This is a genomic window from Pantoea sp. PvP021 (assembly GCF_054056055.1).
The window spans coordinates 1,721,582-1,741,577 of sequence record NZ_JBSRXX010000001.1; the positions used below are offsets into that span (position 1 = coordinate 1,721,582).

General features: G+C 56.5%; 19 protein-coding genes. 10 read left to right on the plus strand and 9 right to left on the minus strand.

The features are described 5' to 3' along the window. Positions 1–236: 236 nt before the first annotated feature. Positions 237–422: a hypothetical protein gene (locus ACVKSX_RS08060; protein WP_135980156.1), complete on the minus strand. Its 186-nt coding sequence runs from the start codon at positions 420–422 to the stop codon at positions 237–239. Next, the gene (locus tag ACVKSX_RS08065; protein ID WP_033779638.1) at positions 385–1,029 is read right to left on the minus strand and encodes a hypothetical protein; all 645 of its coding nucleotides are present in this window, start codon (positions 1,027–1,029) and stop codon (positions 385–387) included. Before ACVKSX_RS08065 ends, ACVKSX_RS08060 begins: the two co-directional genes overlap by 38 nt. Before the next feature lie 359 nt (positions 1,030–1,388). On the opposite strand from ACVKSX_RS08065, the gene ACVKSX_RS08070 reads away from it, so the two are divergent. The 4 genes from ACVKSX_RS08070 to ACVKSX_RS08085 all read left to right on the plus strand — a co-directional run bounded on the left by ACVKSX_RS08070 (position 1,389) and on the right by ACVKSX_RS08085 (position 4,518). Then, complete coding sequence (locus tag ACVKSX_RS08070) at positions 1,389–2,162, plus strand: SDR family oxidoreductase (protein WP_179257114.1); 774 nt, start codon at positions 1,389–1,391, stop codon at positions 2,160–2,162. A 79-nt stretch (positions 2,163–2,241) separates the two neighbouring features. After that, on the plus strand, positions 2,242–3,099 hold the full coding sequence (locus ACVKSX_RS08075; protein WP_010259064.1) for a thioredoxin family protein: 858 nt from the start codon (positions 2,242–2,244) through the stop codon (positions 3,097–3,099). Positions 3,100–3,157: 58 nt separating this feature from the next. After that, positions 3,158–4,072: an SPFH domain-containing protein gene (locus ACVKSX_RS08080; RefSeq protein ID WP_010259065.1), complete on the plus strand. Its 915-nt coding sequence runs from the start codon at positions 3,158–3,160 to the stop codon at positions 4,070–4,072. After that, positions 4,072–4,518, plus strand: a complete 447-nt coding sequence (locus tag ACVKSX_RS08085; RefSeq protein ID WP_010671234.1) for an NfeD family protein — start codon at positions 4,072–4,074, stop codon at positions 4,516–4,518. The genes ACVKSX_RS08080 and ACVKSX_RS08085 overlap by 1 nt, the downstream gene beginning before the upstream one ends. On the opposite strand, the gene cueR is transcribed toward ACVKSX_RS08085, so the two are convergent. Then, complete coding sequence (cueR, locus tag ACVKSX_RS08090) at positions 4,506–4,910, minus strand: Cu(I)-responsive transcriptional regulator (RefSeq protein WP_010671233.1); 405 nt, start codon at positions 4,908–4,910, stop codon at positions 4,506–4,508. The two genes, ACVKSX_RS08085 and cueR, sit on opposite strands and share 13 nt — an antisense overlap. A gap of 97 nt (positions 4,911–5,007) precedes the next feature. Between cueR and copA the strand changes: the two genes are divergently transcribed. The 3 genes from copA to ybaK all read left to right on the plus strand — a co-directional run bounded on the left by copA (position 5,008) and on the right by ybaK (position 9,050). Next, positions 5,008–7,521: a copper-exporting P-type ATPase CopA gene (gene copA / locus ACVKSX_RS08095; protein WP_187507107.1), complete on the plus strand. Its 2,514-nt coding sequence runs from the start codon at positions 5,008–5,010 to the stop codon at positions 7,519–7,521. A 71-nt stretch (positions 7,522–7,592) separates the two neighbouring features. Further along, positions 7,593–8,396 carry a TraB/GumN family protein gene (locus tag ACVKSX_RS08100; RefSeq protein ID WP_354438519.1) on the plus strand — a complete coding sequence of 268 codons (804 nt, stop codon included), beginning with the start codon at positions 7,593–7,595 and terminating at the stop codon, positions 8,394–8,396. A gap of 174 nt (positions 8,397–8,570) precedes the next feature. Further along, positions 8,571–9,050, plus strand: a complete 480-nt coding sequence (gene ybaK / locus ACVKSX_RS08105; protein WP_010259070.1) for a Cys-tRNA(Pro)/Cys-tRNA(Cys) deacylase YbaK — start codon at positions 8,571–8,573, stop codon at positions 9,048–9,050. Here the strand turns inward: ybaK and ACVKSX_RS08110 are convergent. Further along, positions 9,047–9,916, minus strand: coding sequence for a LysR family transcriptional regulator (locus ACVKSX_RS08110; RefSeq protein WP_010671230.1), 870 nt, complete (start codon positions 9,914–9,916; stop codon positions 9,047–9,049). The genes ybaK and ACVKSX_RS08110 overlap by 4 nt on opposite strands. Positions 9,917–10,005: 89 nt before the next feature. On the opposite strand from ACVKSX_RS08110, the gene ACVKSX_RS08115 reads away from it, so the two are divergent. Further along, complete coding sequence (locus ACVKSX_RS08115) at positions 10,006–10,437, plus strand: multidrug/biocide efflux PACE transporter (RefSeq protein ID WP_187496206.1); 432 nt, start codon at positions 10,006–10,008, stop codon at positions 10,435–10,437. Between the two features lie 34 nt (positions 10,438–10,471). On the opposite strand, the gene ushA is transcribed toward ACVKSX_RS08115, so the two are convergent. Continuing rightward, positions 10,472–12,238: a bifunctional UDP-sugar hydrolase/5'-nucleotidase UshA gene (gene ushA / locus ACVKSX_RS08120; RefSeq protein ID WP_307380726.1), complete on the minus strand. Its 1,767-nt coding sequence runs from the start codon at positions 12,236–12,238 to the stop codon at positions 10,472–10,474. Between the two features lie 530 nt (positions 12,239–12,768). Here ushA and ybaL point away from each other — a divergent pair. Next, positions 12,769–14,463 (plus strand): YbaL family putative K(+) efflux transporter, encoded by a 1,695-nt coding sequence (ybaL, locus tag ACVKSX_RS08125; protein WP_010671227.1) that lies wholly within the window; start codon positions 12,769–12,771, stop codon positions 14,461–14,463. 382 nt (positions 14,464–14,845) lie between these two features. On the opposite strand, the gene ACVKSX_RS08130 is transcribed toward ybaL, so the two are convergent. From ACVKSX_RS08130 to ACVKSX_RS08145, 4 genes are all read right to left on the minus strand, one after another. After that, the gene (locus ACVKSX_RS08130; RefSeq protein WP_010255936.1) at positions 14,846–16,147 is read right to left on the minus strand and encodes an inosine/guanosine kinase; all 1,302 of its coding nucleotides are present in this window, start codon (positions 16,145–16,147) and stop codon (positions 14,846–14,848) included. Between the two features lie 58 nt (positions 16,148–16,205). Continuing rightward, positions 16,206–17,165 carry a ferrochelatase gene (gene hemH / locus ACVKSX_RS08135; RefSeq protein ID WP_022626102.1) on the minus strand — a complete coding sequence of 320 codons (960 nt, stop codon included), beginning with the start codon at positions 17,163–17,165 and terminating at the stop codon, positions 16,206–16,208. A 113-nt stretch (positions 17,166–17,278) separates the two neighbouring features. Continuing rightward, entirely contained in the window at positions 17,279–17,923 is a 645-nt protein-coding gene (gene adk, locus ACVKSX_RS08140) for an adenylate kinase (protein ID WP_010671225.1), read from the minus strand. 129 nt (positions 17,924–18,052) lie between these two features. Beyond that, the gene (locus tag ACVKSX_RS08145) at positions 18,053–18,913 is read right to left on the minus strand and encodes a DUF6024 family protein (protein ID WP_010255933.1); all 861 of its coding nucleotides are present in this window, start codon (positions 18,911–18,913) and stop codon (positions 18,053–18,055) included. A 186-nt stretch (positions 18,914–19,099) separates the two neighbouring features. Here ACVKSX_RS08145 and ACVKSX_RS08150 point away from each other — a divergent pair, with 186 nt between their 5' ends. Continuing rightward, positions 19,100–19,969, plus strand: a complete 870-nt coding sequence (locus ACVKSX_RS08150; RefSeq protein WP_022626103.1) for a LysR substrate-binding domain-containing protein — start codon at positions 19,100–19,102, stop codon at positions 19,967–19,969. Positions 19,970–19,996: the final 27 nt, after the last annotated feature.

The following is a 19,996-nucleotide window of genomic DNA, read 5'->3' on the forward strand; positions in this document are numbered from 1 at the left end:
GGCAAAGTGGTGACAGCGGCTTTACATGTGCCGCGCTGTGAGGATGATCTATATAGGGTTATCAAGTGTGATGACCGCGCTTTTGTGTGGCGCAGCGGGCGTCTGTGGCGTTCTGGTGGCAGGTTAGTACAAAACGATCTCACCATTAAATAAAACATTGAGCCAGAACTACTCAACTCAATTATTAGTAGCTGCAAAATTATTAATAGCTGCAAAATCACAGCAGCAATTCAGGTTCAGCCACCTCTGATTTTCGCCGCTCCGTATGAAATCACATAGCCAACTATTAATGCTCCGATACACCCGGTAAGTTTCAGCCATGTGCTTTCAAACCAGAAAAAAGAACCCATAGCAAAAATCACAGACAAAAAGGTAATGGTTCCTTCAATTGCGTGGGACATTAACGATTTTACAAATTTCATCTTGTATTCCTTTACAATTAATAGGATGTCCTTCGATGAACACAAGGTAAGGCTCTAATTGTCGTTCAACGAGGAAATAAACCATATCTAAATTCTCTTTTGATACCCTGGCGTGCGTAGCCGGATATTTGTTTTTCATCCTTCTTGACGCTCTTGCTGACTCTTCAATTATCCCCTGTAACATCACCACGTTTAGAGAGGCTGAAGCACTGAATCGGATGAAATGCCTGTATGCCTCGTCAATAGCCAACCGACGCAACATCATACTTGCTGTTGTCTGTGCCAATGTAATTTGCCCGGCTGTTCGTCCTGCAATGCTTCCAGCGCCGTACCCCAATTTATTGTTAACAGCCTCCTTTCCTTCATCATCAAGCTTTTGATAAAACCAGGTGAAAACAAGAGTAATTAGTCTGCGTAAAGGTGACTCAGCATTACCCAGGCTTTTGAGCATATAGAAAAAACGCTCCGTCTCAGCCTGATTTCTTTGTTTAGCACTCTGCCCTGCGAGTCCGCTCCCCTCCCAACTTCTGACCATACCCATGTAAGCTGTATTTGGTATGGAAGATATCCCATCGAGAATTCCCAGTGCAGCCTGTTTAATGTCCATATATCATCCCTGCGGTCCTGAATCTGTACGAATAATAACTAAAGTTCATGAGTGCTTCCAGACGATTTCTTGAGTTTACCCGCCAGCCAGAATTTCCTCCTGTGCCACGCCAGATCTGTCATTTCGCCAGATGATGTAAGCAAAACCAGTAACATCAAAATGGCAGAGACTTTATGCCCGGTCTGGGTCTGATCATTATTAAGATGTTATCGTAATCACTCATTTTTCACGGCAGACTCCTGGTAAATCAGGAGGAAGATAAAAGAGAAACGTGAAATGCTGACTCATTGCAATCAGGTATACATGCAGAAGAAATAACAGCTTATTAAAAAAACATGAGATTCGAAGGGGATGAATTTGTGCAAAAAAACATTCTGATTACAGGTTGTTCCAGCGGTATTGGCCTGGTTGCCGCTCACGATTTACTGGCGCGGGGCTACCGGGTGATCGCCGCCTGCCGTAAAGCAGAGGATGTCGCCCGCATGGAAACACTGGGCTTTACCGGGCTGCAACTGGATCTCGACGATCCGCAAAGTGTGGATCAGGCCGCCGACACAGTGCTCGCGCTCTGCGATAACCGTCTGACGGCGCTGTTTAACAACGCCGGATTTGGACTCTATGGCCCGCTGCACACTCTCTCCCGCCAGCAGCTGGAACAGCAGTTTTCCAGCAACTTTTTCGGCGTCCATCAGCTGACACTGCGTCTGTTGCCCGCGTTGCAGGCCAGCGGCGATGGCCGCATTATTAATACCAGCTCGGTGCTGGGGCTGATCTCCACGCCAGGCCGGGGTGCCTATGCCGCCAGTAAATATGCGCTGGAAGCCTGGAGCGATGCATTGCGGCTTGAGGTGCGCAGCCGCGGTATTCGGGTCAGCCTGATTGAACCGGGTCCGATTCAGACCCGTTTTACCGACAATGTGACGCAGGGCGAACAGCATAACCCGGTGCGTAACCCCGGCATCGCGGCACGTTTTACCCTGCCACCGGAAGCCATTCTGCCTAAACTTCGTCATGCACTCGAGAGTAAACATCCGCGTTTACGCTATCCGGTGACACTGGTCGCACACATAATGAGCCTGCTAAAACGGTTACTGCCCGGCTGGATGCTGGATCGCATTTTGCGCAGCCATTAATCAGCCATGCGCAATAGCGCTTGAAGCCGGGCCAGTTGGCCCCATATTCTTAGAACACTTTTTGCAAAGAGACTTATCCATGTCACCACAAGCTTCTATCATCGACATCAACGAATCTAACCTGCAGCAGACCCTTGAGCAGTCGATGCAGCTGCCGGTGCTGTTCTACTTCTGGTCTGAGCGCAGCCAGCACTGTCAGGATCTGACGCCTGTGCTGGAGCGCCTTGCGCAGGAGTACGCGGGTCAGTTTATTCTCGCAAAACTGGATTGCGACAAAGAGCAAAGGGTGGCGTCGCAGTTTGGTCTGCGTTCAATCCCGACCGTCTATCTGTTCCAGGATGGTCAGCCGGTTGATGGCTTCCAGGGTCCACAGCCGGAAGAAGCGATCCGCGCCCTGCTGGAAAAAGTCCTGCCGCGCGAAGAAGAGCTGAAAGCGCAGCAGGCGATGGCGCTGATGCAGGAAGGTAAACCGCTGGAGGCGCTGCCACTGTTAAAGGATGCGTGGCAGCTGAGCAACCAGTCCAGCGAGATCGGTTTCCTGCTGGCTGACGTACTGATTACCCTGAACCGCAGCGATGAAGCGGAAGCGGTGCTGAAAGTGGTGCCATTGCAGGATCAGGATACCCGCTATCAGAGCCTGATGGCGCAGATCGATCTGCTGAAACAGGCAGCGGATACGCCGGAGATTCAGCAGCTGCAATCCCAGCTGGAGGCTGACCCGACTAACGCCGGGCTGGCTGCTAAACTCTCGTTACAGCTCCATCAGGTGGGTCGTAATGAAGAAGCACTGGAACTGCTGTTCAGCTTCCTGAAATCCGATCTTAATGCCGCTGATGGCCAGGCGCGTAAAATGCTGCAGGAGATTCTGGCGGCGCTGGGCACCGGCGATGCACTTGCCGCGCGTTATCGTCGTCAGCTCTATTCCCTGCTCTACTAAGCGGCAGCACCCCGGGCCGAAGCGACTCGGCCCGTTAATCTGACAACGCGGAGGTTGTATGATAACTGTAATTCCTGCCCTGATTATTCTGGCGCTGGTGGCGGTCTGGGCCACCGTCAAGATCGTGCCACAAGGTTTTCAATGGACGGTTGAGCGCTTTGGCCGTTATACCCGCACCCTGCAGCCAGGATTAAGCCTGGTGGTGCCGTTCATGGATCGTGTCGGTCGTAAGATCAACATGATGGAACAGGTACTGGATATTCCCTCGCAGGAGATCATCTCTAAAGACAATGCCAACGTCACCATCGATGCGGTCTGCTTTATTCAGGTCGTTGATCCCGCGCGTGCCGCGTATGAAGTCAGCAATCTTGAGCAGGCGATTCTTAACCTGACCATGACCAATATGCGTACCGTGCTTGGCAGCATGGAGCTGGACGAAATGCTGTCACAGCGCGACAGCATCAACACCCGCCTGCTGCATATCGTGGATGAAGCGACCAATCCGTGGGGCGTCAAGATCACCCGCATCGAGATCCGCGATGTGCGTCCGCCGCAGGAGCTGATTGGCGCGATGAATGCGCAGATGAAAGCGGAGCGAACTAAACGCGCCGATATTCTGACAGCCGAAGGGGTGCGACAGGCGGCGATCCTGCGCGCTGAAGGGGATAAGCAGTCGCAAATCCTCAAAGCAGAAGGTGAACGGACCTCGGCGTTCCTGCAGGCAGAAGCGCGCGAACGTCAGGCTGAAGCGGAAGCTAACGCCACTAAGATGGTCTCGGAAGCGATCGCATCAGGTGATATTCAGGCCATTAACTACTTTGTGGCGCAGAAATATACCGATGCGCTGCAAAAAATCGGTGAAGCTAATAACAGCAAAGTGGTGATGATGCCGCTGGAGGCGAGCAGTCTGCTGGGTTCGATTGCGGGCATCGGTGAACTGCTGAAGGAATCACGCACTGAGTCGAAACGCTGATGCTGGTCGATATTATCGCGCATCCGCACTGGTTCTGGCTGACGCTGGGTGGGTTACTGCTGGCGGCTGAGATGCTGGGCACCAGCGGTTACCTGCTCTGGAGCGGGCTGGCGGCGGTCATCGTCGGCCTCATTGAGTGGTTTGTGCCGGTGAGCTGGACGGCGCAGGGCTCTCTGTTTGCCGTGCTGACGCTGATCTGCGTCTTTTTGTGGTATCGCTGGATGCGCCACCGTGAAGCGCGTCAGAAACCCAATGCCCTGAACCAGCGCGGCAGTCAGATGATCGGGTTGCAGCTGACGCTGGATACCGCACTGCATAACCGCACCGGCCATGTGCGGATCGGGGACAGCAGCTGGCGGGTTGAGGCGGAGCAGGATCTGCCTGCGGGCACAGCAGTGGTCGTAACCGGCATTGAGGGGATTACGCTGCGTATTCAGCCACGCTGACCGCAGCACCCGGCCAGATTGTTGATAATAGGACATTCGGCGCCGTCATCGCCGGGACAGGCCTCTGCCAGCGCCAGCAGGCGAGCGCGCATGACATGCAGCTCTTCAATATGCGCCGCAATCTCCTCCGCTTTCTGCAGAGTACGGGCTTTTACATCGGCACTGTGGCGCGACGGATTGTTAAACAGCGCCACCAGCTCACGACACTCATCCAGCGTGAAGCCAACCTGTCGCGCCTGACGTAACAGGTTGAGCTCCTCAAGATGGTGTCCATTGTAGCTGCGGTAGCCATTTTCACTGCGCAACGGCGGCGTCACCACCCCCTTCTCTTCGTAAAAACGAATCGCCTTGCTGGTCAGTCCGGTCTTTTTTGCCACATCGCTGATGTTCATTTTCGTCCCCTTGACCTTCCCCTTGATGGAAGGTTTATGCTTAAGCATGAATCGAAAATGACCAATCGGTCAAATGGGATTACAGAAGGAGTTGATTATGTCACACACTATTTCTCTGGCACTGGACGGCTTGTCCTGCGGCCACTGTGTCAAACGTGTCAAAGAGGCACTGGAACAACGCGATGATGTTGACCAGGCCGACGTGACTCAACAGGAAGCGCAGGTTTCCGGTCACGCAGATGCGGCCGCGCTAATCGCCACCGTGGAGCAGGCGGGTTATAACGCGACGCTGAAAACCGCGGACGCTTCCCCAAAGTCTGAACCGTTGACAGCATCAGAGCCGCCGCCGGAGGCGCTGACAACGGAGACTGCTTCCCGTCCGGCAGAAACTACCCTCCCCACCCATATGCTGCTGATTGAGGGCATGACCTGCGCCAGTTGCGTGAGCCGGGTGGAAAAAGCGCTGCAGCAGGTCGCAGGCGTCAGCCAGGCGCGCGTCAATCTCGGCGAACGCAGTGCGCTGGTGCTGGGCGACGCTGATCCGCAGCAGCTGGTAGCGGCCGTCGATGCCGCGGGTTACGGCGCACAGGTGGTGGATGACGAGCAGGAGCGACGAGAGAAGCAGCAGCTCAGCGCCCGCAGCGCGATGCGGCGTTTCAGCTGGCAGGCTGCTGTCGCCCTGGCGTTTGGCCTGCCGCTGATGATCTGGGGCATGGTGGGCGACAACATGATGCTCACCGACCACAACCACGGCGTCTGGCTGACGCTGGGCATCGTGACTCTGCTGGTCATGATCGTCACCGGCAGCCATTTTTATCGCAGTGCCTGGCGCAGTTTACGCAATGGCAGCGCCACCATGGATACGCTGGTGGCACTCGGCACAGGCGCCGCCTGGATTTACTCCTTTAGCGTGGTGCTGTGGCCCGACTTTTTCCCGCCACAGGCGCGCCATCTCTATTTCGAAGCCAGCGTCATGATCCTGGGCCTGATCAATCTGGGGCATGCCCTGGAGCAGCGGGCGCGCCAGCGATCTTCTAAAGCGCTGGAAAGATTGCTGGATCTGACGCCAGCCCAGGCGCGGCAGGTTGATCAACAGGGCGACAGGCTGATTCCGGTCAGCGAAGTGCAGCCCGGCATGACGCTGCGGCTGGTCACCGGCGATCGGGTGCCGGTCGATGGCGAGATCGCTACCGGTGAAGCCTGGTTTGATGAAGCGATGCTGACCGGCGAAGCGGTGCCGCAAAGCAAGACCCCGGGCGCAGCCATCTTTGCCGGCACCCTGGTGCAGGATGGCTCGGTAGAATTTATTGCCCGGGCGACGGGCAATCACACCACCCTGTCGCGCATTATCCGGCTGGTGCGTCAGGCACAGAGCAGTAAACCGGATGTGGGCCGTCTGGCGGATCGCATCTCCGCCGTTTTTGTCCCGGTGGTGGTATTGATCGCACTGCTCAGCGGCGCAGTGTGGTATCTGTTCGGACCGCAGCCACAAATTGCCTACATGCTGGTGATCGCGACAACCGTGCTGATTATCGCCTGTCCTTGTGCGCTGGGCCTGGCGACGCCGATGTCGATTATTGCCGGTGTTGGCCGCGCCGCCGAGCTGGGGGTGCTGGTGCGCGACGCCGATGCCTTGCAGCGCGCCAGTCAAATCGACACCCTGGTGTTTGATAAAACCGGCACACTTACTTCCGGCAAGCCGCAGGTCAGTGACGTGCAGGTCTGGGGCGATGCCACCCGTGAATCAGTGTTAGCGACAGCAGCTGCGCTGGAGTTCTCCTCGGGTCATCCACTGGCGAAAGCGATTGTCGCCGAAGCGAAACTGACCCAGCCGCCTCTGTTAGCGCAATTTCGTACAATACGCGGCAAAGGGGTCAGCGGTAGTATGAATGGCAGAACGCTGCTGCTGGGTAATGCCGCGCTGATGCAGGATAACGGCGTCGATTACCAGGCGGCGGAAGCAGAGATTGCGCGGCTGACGCAACAGGGTGCAACGCCGGTGTTACTGGCTGAGCAGGGCCAGCTAACCGGGCTTATCGCGCTGCGCGATCAGCTTCGACCGGAAAGCGGCGCAGCTCTGAAGCGACTGCATCAGCAGGGTTATCGCCTCATTATGCTGACCGGCGATCATGAAAATACCGCGCGCGCCATTGCTGCCGAGGTCGGTATTGATGAAGTGATTGCGGGCGTGATGCCGGAAGGTAAAGCAGCTGCAATTGAACACTTACAGCAGCAGGGCCGTCGCGTCGCGATGGTGGGTGATGGCATCAATGACGCGCCCGCACTGGCGCAGGCCGATGTGGGCATTGCCATGGGTGGCGGCAGCGATGTGGCGGTGGAAACCGCGGGCATCACGTTGATGCGTGCCGACCTGAACAGCGTGGCGGACGCGTTAGCGCTCTCTTCCGCGACGCTGCGCAATATCCGGCAGAATCTGTTTGGGGCATTTATCTATAACAGCATCGGCATTCCGGTGGCAGCGGGTGTGCTCTATCCGCTGACCGGTACCCTGCTCAGCCCGATTGTGGCGGGTGCAGCGATGGCGCTCTCCTCCATTACCGTGGTCAGCAATGCTAACCGCCTGCTGCGTTACCGGCCACCGCGCGAGTAATCGCCGTTTCAGCGCTGTTTTTCGCGCGCTGAAGTCGCTAGCATGGGGTTTTGAATCGCAAAGGACCGGGAATGACAGGCAACATCTGGCGCTCACTGCGCGGCTTTATCAGCCAACTTTTTCCCGCCAGTTACCGCTGGCCTGCGATGGATGTCCGGCTTGGCGATCGTCAACTGCATCTGGTCGGCAGCATCCACATGGGGACGCGCGACATGCAGCCGTTGCCCGCCCGTCTGCTGCGTCAGTTGCAGCAGGCGGATGCACTGATTGTGGAAGCGGATATTACTCAGGGTGGTTCACCCTTTGATCACCACGGCGATCGTCCTGCGCTCTCCACCCGGCTGGATAGCCACGCGATGCAAACGCTCACTGCACTCTGTCAGGAGATGAGCCTCAATCTGAGCCTGTTTGATAATCTGCCCGCCTGGCAGGTGGCGCTGATGTTACAGGCGCAGCAGGCACAAAGGCTGGGATTGCGACCTGACTACGGCATCGATTATCAGCTGTTGCAGGCCGCGAAAGGTCTGAACAAACCGGTGATTGAACTGGAAGGCGCAGAGGCGCAGATCGCCCTGCTGACTGCGCTGCCGGATGACGGCATGGCGTTGTTGCAGGATACGCTGCTGCACTGGCACACCAATGCGCGCCTGCTGCAGATGATGGTGAGCTGGTGGCTCGATACGCCGCCACGCCAGCCGGAAATCACCCTGTCCGCCACCTTCAGCCAGGCGCTGAATGATACGTTGATCGGTCAGCGAAATGCGCAGTGGTGTGACCGGCTTCAGGGATTATCAGCAGGAAACTATGTGGTAGCGGTCGGTGCTCTGCATCTCTACGGCGAAGATAACCTGCCTGAGATGCTGAAGAAGCCCTGAAAAAAAGAGAGCCGATAATATTATCGGCCCGTCAAAGAGGAATTTGTTTATGATTTTGGTTATCGCTCAGCAATCAGATTGCTGGCGCGCGGCTAATTTTCACTCAAAGAACAAAGTTTCGCCACCTTTTTCCACGATTCTGCGTAATAAGATTATTCTTAGTAAGGAACCTGTATGACGCCCGCCGTAAAATTGCTGGAAAAACAAAAAGTCAGCTTCACCCTGCATCCCTATGAGCATGACAGCAGCGAAACCCATTTTGGTGACGAAGCGGTACGTAAACTCAATCTGGATGCGCGCCAGGTCTATAAGACGCTGCTGGTGGCGCTGAATGGCGAGGCGAAACAGCTGGCAGTGGCGATTACGCCGGTATCTACGCAACTGGATCTCAAGAAAGTGGCAAAAGCGCTGGGCGCGAAGAAAGCGGATATGGCCGACCCACAGCTGGCGCAGAGGGTCACGGGCTATCTGGTGGGCGGCATCAGTCCGCTGGGCCAGAAAAAACGGCTGCCTACGGTGATCGACCACTCAGCCAGCGCGTTTGACGCCATGTTTATCTCAGGCGGCAAGCGTGGACTGGATATCGAACTGGCTCCCCGGGATCTTTCACGACTGCTGGACGCTCCGTTTGCGGATATCGCCCGCCACGACTAAACCCGAGGCTGGGCGCAGAGCTGATCGATCATCCAGCGACCCGCCGGACCGGGCGGCGTACGGCGTGACCAGACCACCTCAATGGCGATATGCTGCGGCCAGCCCGGCATCGACAACTCTTTCAGAACGCCATGACCAAACTGTTTCACCAGCCAGCGCGGCAGAATCGTCCAGCCAAATCCCTGCTCCGCCATCTCCAGCAGTAACAGATAGGTCGGTGCCGACCAGATGCGCCCCATTGGCGCGGGTTCAGATGCCTCAACCCAGGTATTTAATCGCAGGTGACGAACCCCTTCCAGCTCGCTTTCGCTCAGGGTCTTAAGCTGAGCCAGCGGATGATCGCGATGTAAAAAGACCGCCATCTGCGCTTCCACCTGCAGTCGCGCCACGGCAATATCCACCGGCAGATTGGGCTGTGCCCGCACCACGCCCAGATGTACCCGTCCGGCCTGCAGCAGATCCAGCACATCACCATCCTCGGCAATCATGACCTCCAGTTCAATCTCCGGATAACGGGCATCAAATTGTCTGAGCAGATGCTCGTGATGATCGGTTTGCCAGAAGTCTGACATGGCAAAACTGAGCCGGGGTTCAACGCCCTGCGACAGACGTATCGCCAGCGCATCCAGCCGCTCGCTGGCCGCCAGGATCTGCTGAACCTGAGGAATAACGCGGCGTCCCTGCTCGGTGAGGACCGGCTGACGACCTGCCCGTTCAAACAGCGCAAAACCGAGATCGTCTTCAAGACTGGCTACCGCCGCGCTGATGGTGGACTGACTTTTACCCAGCGCGCGCGCAGCGGCAGAGAAAGAACCGCTCGCCACAGTCTGCATAAAAGCCTCAAGGGATTCCGGGGAGTAACGCATCTGAACCATCGCTTTTTTCGATAGGTGTTCATTTTATCTTAGCATTCCGACGTGTGAAAATGCGCCGCATTATTGAAGGAGAACTCACAATGCGTACCCGCTCACTTAAAGAACGTATTCTTCATGCTGTCTGCTTTGAAACACTGGCGATTCTCACCGTTTCGCCGCTGGCGGCATGGGCAATGAATAAACCGCTGTTTCAGATGGGATCGCTGGCGATTATGCTCTCTACGGTCGCGATGCTATGGAACATGATTTACAACAGCGGATTTGATCGCCTCTATGCGCCAGGCCAGAAACGTAGCCCGGGCGTGCGTGTATTACATGCGCTGGGGTTTGAAGGTGGATTTATCCTGATTGGTCTGCCCATTGCCGCCTGGATGCTGGATATCTCTCTGGGTCAGGCTTTCCTGGTCGAAGTGGCCTTTTTCCTCTTCTTCCTGCCCTACACCATGGCCTACAACTGGGTGTGGGACAAACTGCGCGAGCGCTGGATCAGACGTCACCCCTGCCGGGCGTAAGAAAAACGGGAGGCGCAAGCGCCTCCCGGTCAGTTCAATGCGTGGCGGCTGTTTCATTCCCCCACGGCCAGATCCACGCCAGGATCATTTTTGGATAGTTACGCTTCCGCGCTTTTTCCGCAGCTTCATCCCGCGCCCGGATCTGCTCATCGGTCAGATGCACAATCTGCCCTTTCGGCTGATAGTCGCTGGCTTTGACCGGCGAGTGCGTCTTGATCCAGTCACGCAACACCTGCGCATCGACTGCCCCGCTGTTGAGATAACCCGCATGATTATCCAGACGCGGATAACCGTCGCCGCCAGCCGCATTGAAGCTGTTGGTTGCCATGCGATAATGCTGCGCATCCTGCAGCGGTTTACCGTTAATGCTGACGTCGCTGACATGTTTACCGTCTGCGGTCAGGCTGATACCGGCAAACTGGGCGTAGCCGCCTGAGTCAGGCTGAATATTGGCGACCACATCCAGATATTTTTTGATCTCCGCCCCGGTCAGGCTGACCGAGACCACCTGATTGCCAAACGGCTGGACCTGCAGCAGGTCACGCCAGCTCAGCTTGCCCGATTTCAGCGAGGTGCGAATACCACCGCCGCTCATCACCGCAAAATCGGCTTTGGTGTGCGCCATCTGTGCGCGCAGAATCAGCTGGCCAAGATTCGTCTGCTCAAAGCGAACCTGCTCTTTTTCACCGCTGAAGCTGCCGTCGGCGCTGCCGACATTCACGGTTAACTTCGCCTCAGCCCGTTTCTGGAATGGCATCAGCAGTTTCATCATGGCGGTGTTTTTCGGGATCTCTTCCTGCCAGGTGAGCCAGGTTTCGCTGCCATCCGCGTTCTTTATCTGATGTTTAAGGTTGACCGGCACCAGCTGATAAGCCTCCAGCGTCACCTGCCCGTTACGGAAGGTGAAGTCACCACGTCCGACATATTTGCCCCATTTATCCGCCTGCATTATCCAGATCCCGTTCTGCTGATCGGGTTTGCAGGGCTGGCCCGGCTGATAATTTTTGACGCTGACGTTCTCTTTTTCCATGCAGACCGCATCATGCGAATGACCACCCACAATCAGATCGATGGTGCCGGCAGGCAGGCTGCGCGCCAGGGTGACGTCATCAATGCCATTGCTGCCATGCTTACCGTCGTCATAATGACCAAGGTGGGTCAGCGCGACAATCACGTCCGGCTTCTCTGTGGCGCGCAGTTCGGCAACCGCCTTCTCCGCCTCCGCAATCGGATCGCGGAATTCGGTATCCGTCAGGCCCGCCGGATTGGCAAGTTTCGCCGTGTCCGGGGTGATCAGCCCGACCACCGCAATTTTCAGCCCGAGACGATTGAATACCGCCCAGGGCTTAAACAGGCGCTGACCGGTACTTTTCTGATAAACGTTGGCGGCGAGCAGCGGGAATCGCGCCCACTTCTCCTGCTTGCGCAGGACCGCGATGGGCTTGTCGAACTCATGGTTGCCCAGCGCCATGGCATCATAGCCAATCAGGTTCATCGCGCGAAAATCGGGTTCAGCGTCCAGCTCATCGGACTCCGGTACGCCCGTGTTCACATCACCGGCAGAGAGAATCAATGCGCCGCCGCCTCTGGACTGCACATCGTAGCGCATCGTATCCATTAAGGTTTTCTGCGCCGCCAGACCATATTCACCCTGCTCAGTAAACCAGAAATGACCATGCTCATCATTGGTGTGCAGCAGGCTGAAACGATAGGTGCGATCGGCCTGGGCGGCCTGTGAAAACAGCGGCATCAGGGCCACCAGTAGTGCCACGCCCGCCCCTGTCCATTTAGATAACAACACTGTGATTCTCCTTAATTTGCCGTCTGGCCCGATTTTCTGCCGGTTTGCCCCACTGTGTCGCACATTCCCCCGGCGAACTCAAGGCCAACGCACATTCGCCTGTCTCTGTCTGCCGCTCTTTTTATCTCCGGACCGCTTTTGCTGAGCATGACAATAGCCGTAAGGCCGTGCCCGCGTCAGACTGGTTTGTTCCGGATAAGCCAGAACGGGTAGCCAGGCCTGATGTTAACCAGTTGTATACCCCTGCAAAAGTGCCGCTGACGGGCTTTACCCTGTCTGTGCGCGCATTTAACCCTTATTTGTGTCATACCCACGGCATTTAGGGATGCTAATTTTTATTTACCCGGACCGCTTTAAACCGTCAAATCAGCCAATATTATGGATAATGAACAAAAACACCCTTTCGATTGTGCATTTGACTTTTTTTCCTGCTTTTTTAGGGTATTCCCGCAAATTGCTCAGCGAAAGAATAGATTTTGTTTTAAACTCATTTGTTACAAGCGGATACATTTGTATACAAGGAGACAGGCATGCATCACACCACACCGTTGATCACTACCATTGTCGGAGCACTGGTTCTGGCATTTCTCCTTGGGATGCTGGCAAACCGCCTGCGTATTTCGCCCCTGGTTGGCTACCTGATGGCAGGCGTGCTGGCTGGCCCTTTTACCCCCGGCTTTGTTGCCGATACCAATCTGGCCCCTGAACTGGCAGAACTCGGCGTGATTCTGCTGATGTTTGGTGTCGGCCTGCACTTCTCCATGAAAGATCTCATGTCGGTAAAGTCGATAGCCATTCCCGGTGCCATCGCACAGATCGCGGTCGCGACGTTACTGGGAATGGGCTTATCGTGGACAATGGGATGGTCGTGGATGACCGGCCTGGTGTTTGGTCTCTGCCTTTCTACCGCCAGTACCGTGGTGTTACTGCGCGCGCTTGAAGAGCGGCAACTGATCGATAGCCAGCGCGGGCAGATTGCGATTGGCTGGCTGATTGTTGAAGATCTGGTGATGGTGCTGACACTGGTGCTGCTGCCTGCGATTGCCGGCATGATGGAACAGGGCAACGCCAGTGCCGGACTGCTGGCCTGGGACCTGCTGTGGACCATCGGCAAAGTCGCCGCCTTTATGGTGCTGATGATGGTGGTGGGACGGCGTGCCGTCCCCTGGATCCTCGCCCGCAGCGCCGCCACCGGCTCGCGTGAGCTGTTTACTCTGGCGGTATTAGCGCTGGCGCTGGGCATCGCCTTTGGTGCTGTTGAATTCTTTGATGTTTCGTTTGCGCTGGGCGCTTTCTTTGCCGGTATGGTGCTGAACGAGTCGGAACTGAGCCACCGCGCCGCGCGCGATACGCTGCCGCTGCGTGATGCCTTTGCCGTGCTGTTCTTTGTCTCGGTCGGCATGCTGTTTGACCCGTCGATTCTGGTGACGCAGCCGCTGGCAGTGCTGGGCGCGCTGGTGATTATTGTGGTGGGTAAATCGGTCGCCGCCTGGCTGCTGGTATCGCTGCTCGGCCATTCACGTCGTACAGCGTTGACCATTTCGGTTAGTCTGGCGCAGATTGGTGAATTCGCCTTTATTCTGGCCGGTCTGGGTATCTCGCTGGGCCTGCTGACTGACGAGGGCCGCAACCTGGTGCTGGCCGCCGCCATCCTGTCGATTATGCTTAATCCGATCCTGTTTACCCTGCTGGAGCGTTTCCTGGCGAAAACGGAGACGATGGAAGAGCAGACGCTGGAAGAGGCGATTGAAGAAGAGAAGCAGATCCCGGTGGATTTCTGCAATCACGCGGTGATTGTGGGTTACGGCCGGGTGGGCAGTCTGATTGGTCAGAAGCTGCTTGAAGCCAATGTTCCGCTGGTGGTAGTTGAAAACTCCCGCGCCCGTGTTGAAGCGCTGCGCGAGCGCGGTATTAAGGCGGTGCTGGGTAATGCAGCCCGCGCTGACACGATGGAACTGGCCCGACTCGACTGCGCCCGCTGGTTGTTACTGACTATTCCGAATGGCTATGAAGCGGGTGAAGTAGTCACAGCCGCGCGTGAAAAACATCAGAATATCGAGATTATCGCCCGCGCCCACTATGACGATGAAGTCGAGTACATCATGGAACGGGGTGCCACCCGTGTGGTGATGGGTGAACGTGAGATTGCCAGCAGTATGCTGCAAATACTGCAGGATGAGATGACCCAGGGCGAAGATTTACAGCCCTGCGATGTCGTGCGCTGATTCGTGTTAAGCAAAACCTGGCAGCCTACTGATCTATCAAAATCAGGGTGAATTTTACCGCAACGAATAAACTCAACACGCAGGGAACACGGGCAGAAGAGGAAAGCGTCCCGCCGCCCGGACAAAAACGCCGGGAGCGTTTTTGAACAACGCGAAGCGTTGGCCCGGCTACGGGCGCACCTCAGGGATGAGGTGCGTACTAAAAACGCCGGGAGCGTTTTTGAACAACGCAATGCGTTGGCCAGGGATGCCTTAAGCGACTTTCCGATCTGACCGTGTTCCCTGAGCAGGCTCGATCTCATCGCTAACCGAGCCAGACGTTGCCAGTCTTCTAAGGCCCTTCTCTTCAGAAGGGCTTTTTTATGCGCGGCAGCTGCCAGCTTTACCGATCCCAGTAAGACTCTTCCAGACTGTCTTCCCGCTCCGGCAGGCCGCGGGTCAGACGCGGCGAATGCTGATTCAGCACCTGGTAGCTGACGCGGTTGGCATATTTACATACCTGCGCCAGCGATGAGTAGGTCAGGTAAGGACGCGCATGTTTGCTGGAGTTCGGCACATTCAGGCTGTGATAGTTGTTGGCGGTGATGTCATGCAGTAACGCCGCCAGCGCACCATCTCCGGCGCCGTTGGTGTTCATGATCTTTTCCGGTCCGCCCATATAAGGCGCGATGTGCGAGAAAATGCGCAGCGGCTGCTGGCAATCCTGCTGGCGCATCACCCGGCTGAACTCATACTGGTTGAATTCAGCAATCGCGCCAGGCAGCAGCGGATGGTTGGTTTTGCGTTTGAACTCTTCTTCGGTGTAACCCGCCATATAGAGCCCAATCGGGCCAGCAGTACACAGCACCAGATCGACCCAGTCCAGCGCCATATTGGCGGCGAGCAGCGGATCGCTTTCGCCGGTCAGCGCCAGCGCTTCCTCTTCATTCATCGCCACGATGCTGACATGCTCGCGCAGGAAATCGCGCCAGAACTGAGGATTGTCGCCAATCACATGTTTGGTGCCCAGCGTCAGCACCACCGGCACGTTGTGGCGTTTGGCATACTCAATCGCCCGTAACGTTGCCTGTGGCATCGGTTCACCTTCGGCACAGCGCACCAGATAGGAGGTCAGTACCAGCGCAGAGGCTCCGGCGATCACCTCTTCCGGTACGTTATCCGGATGCAGCTGGTTCATCTGGCCGGGGCTGATAGCAAAGGTTCGCTCGCCATGTTCGCCAATCAGCGTAAAGCAGCGTCCAATGGCGCCATCCACGCCCTGCAGATAGTTAAGATCGACCCGGCTTGAGGTGTTACAGAGATAGCGATAGGCGTAGCCGCCAATCTGGATGTTATTGCACATGACGCCCAGCAGCACGGAGCGGTCATCGGCCAGCACCGAGAAATTATGCAGCGTGTTACCGATGGTGCCACCAGCAAACTGATGGGTGATCAGCGCTTCCTGCATCAGCTCGTTGTACAACGCTTCCGCGACGGCATTATCGATAACCAGCGAGTGCCCGGCACTCAGGCCATAACGTGCGAGAAAAGCGTCATCGACTTTGGCTTCGATATCCACCAGCGTCTGGTCGATACCCACCACCCAGCTGCCTGCATCAACATCGTGCTGGGCGGGCTGTAACAGGGGATCGCGTGCGCTGACAGGAAAGTAGTGTTTGGATTTGCGTTTGCCGGGAAATTTCATCGGGAGGTGCCGTCTGGAAAAACAGGCAGAGAATGATATCACACTCTCCGCCTGCGCTTTAACGGCGTGCGTCGACCAGTTGCACCATCATGTCGATATGCGCCTCATCGGCGTTCAGCGCAGGGATATACTCAAACTTCTCACCCCCGGCATGCATGAAGATTTCGCAGTTTTCACCACTGATCTCTTCCAGCGTCTCCAGGCAGTCTGACGAGAAGCCCGGGCTCATCACCTGAACATGTTTGATCCCTTTAGCGGGCAGGCTTTCCATGGTTTTATCGGTGTAGGGCATCAGCCACGGCTCACGACCAAAACGCGACTGAAAGGTCATCATGTACTGATCGTCACGCAGGCCAAGTGCTTTGACCAGGGCCGCCGTGGTATCCGCACAGCGCTGCGGGTAGTCATCGCCTTCGTTAGCAAAACGCTGCGGAATGCCGTGGAAGGATAATACCAGCAGATCGGGCTGACCGTGCCGCTCAAAGGATCGCTCCACCGTCGCTTTCAGCGCGGCGATATAGGCCGGATGTTCGGCGTAGTCGCGGATAAACTGCACATCAGGCAGCGAGCGGTAATCTTTGAATACCGCGGTCAGGCCATCCCACACTGCCGCCACGGTGGAGCAGGAGAATTGTGGATAGAGCGGCAGCACAATCAGGCGGGTCACGCCCTGCGCCATTAGCTTATCAACCGCGCTTTTCAGGCTGGGATTACCGTAGCTCATGCCCACCTCGACGGGCATATCGACCCGTGCCGCCAGCGCATCGCGCTGACGCATGCTGTAAACCAGCAGCGGTGAACCGCCTTCCATCCAGACCGATGAGTAGAGCTTAGAGACGCGCGGCGAGCGAAACGGCAGAATAACGGCATTGAGAACCGGCCACCAGAGCCAGCGCGGCGCATCGACCACGCGCGGATCGCTTAAAAACTGTTTCAGATAGCGTTTAACTGCAGGTGTGGTGGGCGCGTCTGGCGTACCTAAATTAACCAATAACACGCCGGCCTTATCTTGCCTCATTTGAGTTCCTTGATAACAACGGGGATGCGTGAAAACGGGGAAATTGTAGCGGAATTAGTGGGAGGTAAAAGCGATTACTGCAAAAGGGGCCAGTAATACCGGCCCCTGTGAACTTAGCCCAGGATCTTAGCCAGCTCGGCACTGACTTCGGTCACCTTACGGGTGCCGTCGATTTTGTGATAGGCAGTGTTGCCCGCTTCCGCTTCTTTGCTGTAGTAAGCAATCAGCGGCGCGGTCATCTGATGATATTCCACCAGGCGCTTACGCACGGTCTCTTCCTGATCGTCTTTACGCATGGTCAGCTCTTCGCCGGTCACATCATCTTTGCCTTCCACTTTCGGTGGATTAAAAGTGACGTGATAAACGCGGCCTGATGGCGTGTGAACGCGACGGCCCACGATACGCTCAACGATCAGTTCATCCGGTACGGCGAACTCCAGCACGTGATCAACGGTGATCCCGGCCTCTTTCATTGCATCTGCCTGAGGAATGGTGCGCGGGAAACCGTCCAGCAGGAAACCGTTTTTGCAGTCTTCCTGGGTGATACGCTCTTTGACCAGCGCAATCACCAGCTCATCGGTCACCAGTTTGCCAGCATCCATAATGGCTTTCGCCTGGTTGCCCAGCTCGCTGCCTGCTTTTACTGCTGCACGCAACATGTCGCCGGTGGAGATTTGCGGAATGCCATACTTCTCCATGATGAATTGGGCCTGAGTCCCCTTACCTGCGCCCGGAGCTCCGAGCAGAATAATACGCATTGCGTAAATCCCCTTGCGAATCGCATTGATCTATCTTAGAAGCGAAAGAACATACCATTATGACCCGCTCATCACAAGGAAGGGCGCGGATCGCGCAGGGCGACCTGAGCTGCTTTTTGGCCCTGCCCCCTACCCGCCTGGCCTGCCGGACGCTTTTTCAGATTTACCGCCTGAGCCGAGCAGGAATTGCAGTCGTCGGCTCAGATGATGGGTCATATTCACGCTTTTTTTGCCGCTGCCGCGCACGTTAGCATTCAGCAGCAGCCGCGCCTGCTGCGGCCATTTCACCACATCTTCCGCATCTGAAAGCGATGTGATCACGGAGGCCGGGACATTAAAGCTGGCAAACGGCAAACCGGGCTGATGGCAGGAGTTCAGCGGCAGCGGGTCTGACAGGGAGAGCGCATCGACGGTGGCGGCATTGTAAGGCCGCCAGTGCGGATCGTCGAAGCGGCGCAGTGCCTCATGCGTGGCGGTCAGGGTCAGCCCCTGTTCGAAAAGCCGCAGTTCGCTGCGCACCAGCGTACTGAAGTCATGGGTCCGCAACGCCACCAGCACCAGATCGCTGCAGATCTCAGCGTGGCGATCCAGTCGGGTGACAAACAGATGGGCTTCGTCGATCAGTTTCTGATGCAGCACGCTGGCAAAACTCTCGCTCGCCTCCGTCACACCCTGGTTCTGGCAATCCCGCAGCGGACGCACGCGGCCATTGGGCAATTCGACATGCGGTACCAGCATGATGCTGCCCGCGATCAGCGGAACTGCTGGCAGGATGTTGAGTTCGGTTACCGGAAAGTGCGAGGCGTAACGGTGCTGATTGCGCGCCTGCTCCTGCCGCAGAAAGAGCTGAGAAAGAAGGACCTGCGCCACATGCAGCGAGGGCGCGAAGAAGAGATCGAACTGCTCCAGCCGGTAAAAACGTGAGAGCGCCAGGCGTAACCGATGGCGCGCCTCTGCTGAAGTTTCAGAGGATAAAGAGCGGTGTGCCATGGTTGTCTCGCTTCGGGGAGTGTGCGGCGTGAACGCTGGTTAAGCGAGGCGGAATACCCTGAAAAATCACAGATATAAGGCTGAGTCAACCCGCCAGAATTTGCCCTACAGAGTAGGTCAATGCGGCTGGACTTTAAAATGATATAAATTGACAATCCCTGTTAGATTTTTGCACAGGGGAAGAGGATGAACGGACTGCCGCCACTGAGAGCGCTGCACTATTTTCACCAGGCAGCCTTACACAGCAGTTTTAGCGTGGCGGCTGAACATCTGCATGTTACGCACAGCGCCATCAGCCATCAGATTCGCCAGCTGGAGAGCTGGATGGGCAAACCACTTTTTGTCCGCAGCCATGGCCGCGTGAAACTGACCTCACACGGTGAACGTCTGCTGCTGAGCTGTCAGCAGGCGTTCAGTGAGTTGCGCAGCAGCTGCGAAAGCATTCGTACCGGGCTGCTTCAGCAGATTCGGGTCTCCTGCGCCCCCAGCTTTTTGTCGCAATGGCTGATCCCCCGTATCGCCAGCTTTTATCAACGCTATCCGGAGATTGAAGTTCACTTCCAGCCGCTGACGCAGATCTCGCAACTGCGCAGCGAACATGTGGATGTGCTGATCCTCAGTCACGGCGAGCCACCTGAATCTGACATAGACGCCACGCTGGTCAGCGAGGATGAGATTGGACCGCTCTGCGCACCTCACTTTGCTTCGCAACTGCGGGTCGGCGAGGATCTGGCCGCGATGCCCCTGCTGCATGCGGATACCCGGCTGCACGCCTGGTCAGAGTGGGCGGACAAAGCAGGGGTCAGCGGCCGCTTTAACGGCGGAAAGCATTTTGAGAGTCTGACACTGGGGATTCAGGCTGCACGAAGTGGTCTTGGCGTCCTGATGGCACCGCGTTTGCTGGTACGCAAAGAGCTGGAGGATGGCACGCTGCTTGCGCCGCTTGGCTTTGTACGCGTCGAGCGGGCCACATGGATGATGACAAAACAGAGCCGTCGGCACGATACGGAGATCAGCCTGTTTCGCGACTGGCTGCAGGATGCCGCAAAACCATAAAAAAAGCCGGTGAGGGTCACCGGCTTG